Annotated in this window: 2 protein-coding genes and 1 pseudogene; all 3 read left to right on the top strand. The window is 58.9% G+C overall.

The genetic code is table 11. From position 1 onward, the window contains the following. Positions 1 to 766 (top strand): FAD-dependent oxidoreductase (locus tag AC1DRJ_RS26395; protein ID WP_477804738.1); only part of this gene is annotated, 766 nt, incomplete at its 5' end. 64 nt (positions 767 to 830) lie between these two features. Then, positions 831 to 1,511, top strand: coding sequence for a leucyl/phenylalanyl-tRNA--protein transferase (gene aat, locus AC1DRJ_RS26390; protein ID WP_477804737.1), 681 nt, complete (start codon positions 831 to 833; stop codon positions 1,509 to 1,511). 56 nt (positions 1,512 to 1,567) lie between these two features. Next, positions 1,568 to 1,773: pseudogene (locus AC1DRJ_RS26385) on the top strand (arginyltransferase); the annotation flags it as partial.

Genomic DNA, 1,773 nt, shown 5'->3' with positions numbered 1-1,773 from the left:
GATGGAACGCATGCAAAAACACGCCGAACGTTTTGACACGGAGATCGTCTACGACCACATCCATACCGCCAAGTTGCAACAGCGGCCCTTCGAACTCATCGGCGACGGCGGTACCTACACCTGCGACGCCCTGATTATCGCTACCGGCGCTTCGGCGCAATACCTGGGGCTGCCTTCGGAAGAGACGTTCGCCGGCAGAGGGGTGTCAGCCTGCGCGACCTGCGACGGCTTCTTCTACCGCAATCAGGTGGTGGCGGTGATCGGTGGTGGCAATACCGCCGTTGAAGAAGCCTTGTACCTATCGAACATTGCCAAGGAAGTCCATCTGATCCATCGCCGCGATAAGTTGCGCTCGGAGAAAATCCTTCAGGACAAGCTGTTCGAAAAAGCCGCCAACGGAAATATTCGCCTGCACTGGAATCAGAATCTGGACGAAGTGCTCGGTGATGCCAGCGGTGTGACCGGYGCCCGTCTGCGCGACAGTCAGACCGGTGAAACCCGTGAATTGGCACTGGCCGGGGTATTTATCGCCATCGGCCACAAACCCAACACCGATCTGTTTGTCGATCAACTGCCCATGCACGACGGTTATCTGCGGGTCAAAAGCGGCAACGAGGGCGACGCCACCGCCACCGCCATCCCTGGCGTGTTTGCCGCCGGCGATGTCGCCGATCACGTTTACCGCCAAGCCGTTACCTCCGCCGGGGCCGGTTGCATGGCCGCGCTGGACGCCGAGAAATACCTCGACGACATTCCCGGCGTTTAACGGCACACTTTAGGGCGGGCCAACCAGCCCGCCACCGCCCTCCCCCTCTGCAAGCCCGGATGCCATGCTGACTTGGTTACAACGCAATACCCTGACCTTCCCCCCGCTGGAAAAAGCCATGCGCGACCCCAACGGGTTGCTGGCTGCGGGTGGCGATCTGTCCGCCGACCGCCTGATTCAGGCCTATCGCCATGGTTGTTTTCCGTGGTTCTCAGAAGGCCAGCCGATTCTCTGGTGGTCGCCGGATCCGCGCACGGTGCTGTTTCCCGACGAACTGCATGTTTCCCGCAGCCTGGGCAAATTGCTCCGTCAACAGCGCTATCAAGTGACCTTCGATCAGGATTTCGCCGCCGTCATCCGCGCTTGCGCCGCACCGCGTGATTATGCCGATGGCACCTGGATCACCCAGGCGATGCAGGACGCTTACATTGAGCTGCACAGACGCGGCCACGCACACTCTGTGGAAGTCTGGGATCAGGACGAGCTGGTCGGTGGGCTATACGGCCTGGCGATGGGTCAGCTGTTTTTTGGTGAGTCCATGTTCAGCCGCGCCGACAACGCGTCCAAATATGGCTTTGCCACCCTGGTGCGACATCTGAAAGACTCGGGTTTTGTGCTGATCGACTGCCAGATGCCGACCGATCATCTGCACAGCCTCGGCGCACGGGCGATTCTACGCCGTGAATTTGCTGGCTATCTCGCGCAACATCTGGATCAGCCCAACCGCGCCACGTGGGTTTGCTGAGCGACTTTTACACAGGTGGCTTACACTTAATTCAAAGCTTAATCCGAGGGTTGATCATGACCGAGTTGGCGCGCTTGAAGTTCTATGCCACTCAGCCCCACTCTTGMAGCTATCTGCCGGATGAACAGGCCACGACCCTGTTTCTCGACCCTAGCCAGCCCATGGATGTGCATGTCTATGCAGATTTGTCTGAAATGGGTTTTCGTCGCAGTGGCGATCATCTTTACCGGCCACATTGCCAGAATTGCAATGCGTGCGTGCC

The organism is Pseudomonas sp. P5_B2 (assembly GCF_056400445.1).
The sequence above is the reverse complement of the archived record's forward strand: the minus strand, read 5'-3'. Positions and strand labels throughout refer to the sequence as shown.

Coding starts and splice junctions, on each gene's coding strand:
- aat (WP_477804737.1), top strand. CDS start 831: ATGCTGACTTGGTTACAACGCAATACCCTGACCTTCCCCCCGCTGGAA.